Annotated in this window: 5 protein-coding genes; all 5 read left to right on the top strand. The window is 73.5% G+C overall.

Going from position 1 to position 4,839, the window contains the following annotated elements:
* Window positions 1–278: 278 nt before the first annotated feature.
* A complete protein-coding gene (locus AC1MIR_RS18850; RefSeq protein WP_480029726.1) occupies window positions 279–1,463 on the top strand; it encodes a CaiB/BaiF CoA transferase family protein in 1,185 nt (394 codons plus the stop codon).
* Window positions 1,463–2,377, top strand: a complete 915-nt coding sequence (locus AC1MIR_RS18845; RefSeq protein WP_480029725.1) for a hydroxymethylglutaryl-CoA lyase — start codon at window positions 1,463–1,465, stop codon at window positions 2,375–2,377. The genes AC1MIR_RS18850 and AC1MIR_RS18845 overlap by 1 nt, the downstream gene beginning before the upstream one ends.
* A gap of 72 nt (window positions 2,378–2,449) precedes the next feature.
* A complete protein-coding gene (locus AC1MIR_RS18840; protein WP_480029724.1) occupies window positions 2,450–3,244 on the top strand; it encodes a class I SAM-dependent methyltransferase in 795 nt (264 codons plus the stop codon).
* Window positions 3,245–3,306: 62 nt separating this feature from the next.
* Window positions 3,307–4,212: a CE1 family esterase gene (locus tag AC1MIR_RS18835; RefSeq protein ID WP_480029723.1), complete on the top strand. Its 906-nt coding sequence runs from the start codon at window positions 3,307–3,309 to the stop codon at window positions 4,210–4,212.
* The coding region (locus AC1MIR_RS18830; RefSeq protein WP_480029722.1) for a hypothetical protein at window positions 4,212–4,839 on the top strand (628 nt) is incomplete at its 3' end. The genes AC1MIR_RS18835 and AC1MIR_RS18830, both read left to right, overlap by 1 nt.

Below are 4,839 nucleotides of genomic sequence, written 5' to 3'. Positions count from 1 at the left end.
GGGCGTGTCGAGGCGCGGGGCGGGGGCCCACTCGGCGGGGGGGCGCCCCGGGGGGCCCCCCCCCCCGAGTGGGGATGCCGGCCGGATGGGGGTCGATGGCCGGCTCCCGGGAGGGAGAGACGGGGTGCATAGCTCGGCAACCCCACGCCCTTATCGCCCGGGGGCCTTGCCCGATCCTTAGCGCCGCGCGTCTTTCCGTGGCGCGCGGGACACGTCGGCGTCATGACGCGGCGCGCTGCGCCGCCTATCCTCAGCCGCACATCGCCGGAGGAGATCGGATGACCGGGCAGGGCTTGCCGCTCGCGGGGTTTCGGGTGCTGGAACTGGGCCACTACATCGCGGGGCCCTTCGCCGCGCGGATGCTCGCCGACATGGGCGCCGAGGTGATCAAGGTGGAGCCGCCCGAGGGCGACCCGCATCGCGGCTGGGGCAGCCAGGTGAACGGCCACGCCGTGTGGTTCAGCATCCATGGGCGCAACAAGCTCTGCGTCTCGCTCGACCTGAAGTCGGCGGAGGGGCGCGAGAAGGTGAAGGCGCTCGCCGCCCGCGCCGACGCGCTGATCGAGAATTTCCGGCCCGGCTACCTGGAACGCATCGGGCTGGGGCCGGAGGTGCTGCAGGCGATCAACCCCAGGCTCACCATCGCCCGCGTCTCCGGCTACGGCCAGGACGGGCCCTATCGCGACAAGCCCGCCTTCGGCTCGATCGGGGAGGCGATGGGCGGCATCCGCCACCTGACGGCGACGCCGGGCGTCACGGACCACCCGCCGCCGCGCTGCGGCGTCTCCATCGCCGACGACATCGCGGGCATCTACGCGGCGATGGCCGTGCTCGGCGCCGCCTGGGCGACGAAGGGCAACTCGGAGGCGAAGGGGCGCATCATCGACGTGGACCTGGTCGGCTCCGTCTTCTCGCTGATGGAGGGGATGCTGCCCGAATACGGGCTGTTCGGCTGGGTGCGGCAGCCGCAGGGCGCGGCGCTGCCGACCGCGGCGCCGACCAACACCTATCTCTGCGCGGACGGCAAGTGGCTCTGCGTCGGCGGCAATTCGGACGCGATCTATCGCCGGCTGATGAAGGTGATCGGGCGCGAGGACCTGGGCGCGGATGAACGCCTGCAGACCAATATCGGTCGCTGCGCCAACGTGAAGGAGATCGACGCGGCGATCGAGGCCTGGACGAAAACGCTGCCGGCGGCGGAGGCGGAACGCATCCTGGATGCGGCCGATATCCCGGTCTCGCGCCTCTACGACATGAGGGACTGCGCGGAGGACCCGCATTTCCGCGCGCGGCAGACGGTGATGGAGGTGCGCGACCCGCTGCTGGACCGCACGCTGCTGCATCCCGCGCCGCCCTTCCGCTTCGACGGGATCAGCCCGCCCGAGATGGTGCGCTGGACCGCGCCCGCGGTCGGCGCGCACAACGACCATGTTTTTCGTGAGTTGCTGGGGGAGAGGGCCTGATGCCGCGGGTTTCCATCAGCGAGGTCGCGCCGCGCGACGGGCTGCAATCCATCGGCCACTTCGTGCCGACCGAGACGAAGATTTCCCTCGTGCGCGCGCTCTACGACGCGGGCGTGCGGCGGATGGAAGTCGGCTCCTTCGTCAGCCCGAAGGCCGTGCCGCAGATGGCCGACACCGCCGAGGTGTTCCGGGCCGCGCTCGCGCTGGACGGGCTGGAATGCACCGCGCTCGTGCCCAACCGGAAGGGCTTCGAAGCCGCGCTGGCGGCCGGCGCGCATCGCGTTGGGCTGTTCATGTCGGTCACCGAAAGCCACAACAAGGCCAATGTGAACCGCAGCTGCGCCGACAGCTTCGCGGACCTCTCCGCCATCGTGCGCGACGCGCTCGCGGCGGGCCGCGAGGTGCGGTTCAACCTCTCCTGCTGCTTCCACTGCCCCTTCGAGGGCGTGGTGCCGGAACGCGATGCGCTGGACTGGGTGGAGCGCGTCGTGGCGCTCGATCCCTGGATCGAGGTCGCGATCTGCGACACCACCGGCAACGCCGCGCCCGACCAGGTTTCCCGGGTTGTCGGCCATGCCGTGCGCAGTTGGCCGGCGCCGGACGGATCGAACCGCATCGCCTTCCACGGCCACGACACCTACGGCATGGGCGTCGCCAATGTCGCCGCAGCCTGGAACGCCGGCTGCGACGTGATCGACAGCGCGGCGGGCGGGCTCGGCGGCTGCCCCTTCGCGCCGGGCGCCACCGGCAATGTCGCGACCGAGGACGTCGCCTGGCTGTTCCGCCGCATGGGCGTGGAGACGGGCCTCGACTGGGCGAAGCTGCTCACGGCCGCCGATCTTGCGGCCGGCGTGCCCGGCGGGCTGCCGGGCGGGCGGATGCGGGCCGTCCCCGCCGCCCGCAAGGCCGCCTGACGCGCCGGACGCTGGATCGGGCGCCGCCGGCGGGACTAGCCTCGGCCCCGGGCAATCCGGGGCGGAACGGCCATGGGCGGCACGACGGGACTATGGGGCGCGGCCGAGGCCTATGAGCGCTACATGGGCCGCTGGAGCCGTGCCGTCGCGCCGCTGTTCCTCGATTGGCTGGCACCGCGGCCGGGGCTCGACTGGATCGATCTCGGCTGCGGCACCGGCGTGCTGAGCGAGGCCGTGGCGCGCCACTGCGCCCCGGCGCTGCTGGTCGGGCTGGACAGCGCGCCCGCCTTCCTCGCCGAAGCCGCCGCGCGCGTGCCGCAGGGCAGCTTCCTGCAGGGCGAGGCGACCGACACCGGCCAGCCCGGCGCCGCTTTCGACCTCGCGGTCAGCGGTCTGGTGCTGAACTTCCTGCCCGACAAGCCGAAGGCGCTGGCCGAGATGGCGCGGCTGGTGCGGCCGGGCGGCAGCGTTGCGCTCTATGTCTGGGACTATGCCGGGCAGATGCAGATCATGCGCCACTTCTTCGACGCCGCGCGCGCCATCGACCCGGACGCGGCGCGGTTCGACGATGGCATCAACGCGCCGATCTGCCGCCCGGCCCCGCTTGCCGCCGCCTTCGCGGGAGCGGGGCTCGACGCGGTGGAGACGACCGCGCTCGACATCCCCGCCGCCTTCGCGGATTTCGACGCATACTGGACGCCCTTCCTCGGCGCCACGGGCTCGGCGCCGAAATACTGCGCGGGGCTGGACGACGCGACGCGCAGCCGCATCCGGGAAGCGCTGCGCGCGCGCCTGCCGACGGGACCGGATGGCGAGATCCTGCTGGCGGTGCGCGCCTGGGGCGTGAAGGGCCGGCTGCCCGGCTGATCGGCGTGGCCGCGTCGCTGCGTTCCTGCCACTGTCGCGACATGCGTGCGCTGCCGGCCGTCATGCTCCTGCTCATGCTCGCCGCCTGCGGCGGCGAGCGGCTGGTGCTGCCCTCCGGACGCGGCGCGGTGCTCGACCGCGCGCCGCAGCCGGGCCCGGCGCCGGTCCTGGTGGTGCTGCATGGCGCGGCACTCTCGGGCGGCATCACCCGCGACATGCTCGACCTGCCGGAGACGGCGCGCGCGGCCGGCTTCGCGGTCGTCTTCCCGGACGCGGCCGGCATCTTCTGGAACGACGGGGCGCAGCGCGCGCGCCTGCCGGGCCTGCTCTCCGCCAGCGACGACATCGGCTTCCTCGACGCGCTGCTCGATGCGCTGGTCGCGCGGGGCATCGCCGATCCGGCGCGCATCCATCTCGCCGGCATCTCCAATGGCGGGATGATGGCGCTGCGCTATGCCTGCGAGCGCGCGGACCGCCTCGCCTCACTCGCGCTGTTCAAGGCAACGCTGCCCCTGGCGCCGCCCTGCCGCCCGGCGCGGCCGCTGCCGGTGCTGATCGCGGCCGGCACGGAGGATCCGATCATCGGCTGGGACGGCCGCATCGGCTACGCGCCGCTCTTCGCGACGGAGCAGCGGCATTCGGTGCCAGAAACCTTCGCCGCATGGCAGGCGGCGAATGGCTGCACCGCGGTGGCGCCGGCAGTGGAATTGCCGCGGCAGGGCGGGCCGGACGCGCCGCATGTACTGCTGCACCGCGCGAGCGGCTGCGCAGCCGGGGCGACGACCCTGCTCTACGAGATACGCGGCGCCGGCCATCGGCTGCCCGGCCAGGGCGAGGGCCTGTTGATGCGCCTGTTCGGGCGGACCACCATGGATGTCGAGGCCAGCGCGCTGATGCTCGGCTTCGCCCGCTACCCGGAACGCGTGCCGGACCCGGCGCCGGCCGTCCGCCAGGCAGGGAGGCCGTGATGCGTCTGCCGATCCTGATCGCCACAGCGCTGCTGGTGTCGGGCGCCGCGCTGGCGCAGCCGCGCACCCCGCCCGGACGCGCCGCGGCGGAGGCGCAGGTCGCCCGCTGCGCCGCCGTCGCCGACAGCCTCCACCAGACGCACCTGCACGAGCTGCGCGCAACCTTCGCCGCCTTCCTGCCCGCCGCGCGCGACATCCTGCGCAGCCACTCGGTGGAGGCGCGGATCACCGATGGCGGGCGTGCCGCGCGGGTCGAGGTGCATCTGCACGCGATCCGCGACATGCAGCTGCCGGACGACGTGCCGCAGATGCGCTACCGCGACGACCTGGACGCCGCCCGCATCCTGCAGGATCCGCGGTCCCGCATCCCGGAGCTCTGGCGGATCGACGAGGTCACCGTCGCCGCGGCAGAGCGGGCCTACGACATCCGCTTCTCGGACCTCCGGAGCCCCGATCCCCATCCCTGGCTGGAAGGCGACCCGATGCCAGGGCTGCGCAACTACGAGGTCCTGGCGGTCTATACCGACCGCTACACGGGCTTCGCCGGGCTGGCCTTGGCGCCGCGCGGCGGCGCCCCCCCCCCCCCCGCCCCCAAGTGGGCGCGGTGGTGCGGCGCCCCCGCCCGGG

The sequence above is a fragment of the Falsiroseomonas sp. RANM36 genome (genome assembly GCF_056682175.1).
The sequence above is the reverse complement of the archived record's forward strand: the minus strand, read 5'-3'. Positions and strand labels throughout refer to the sequence as shown.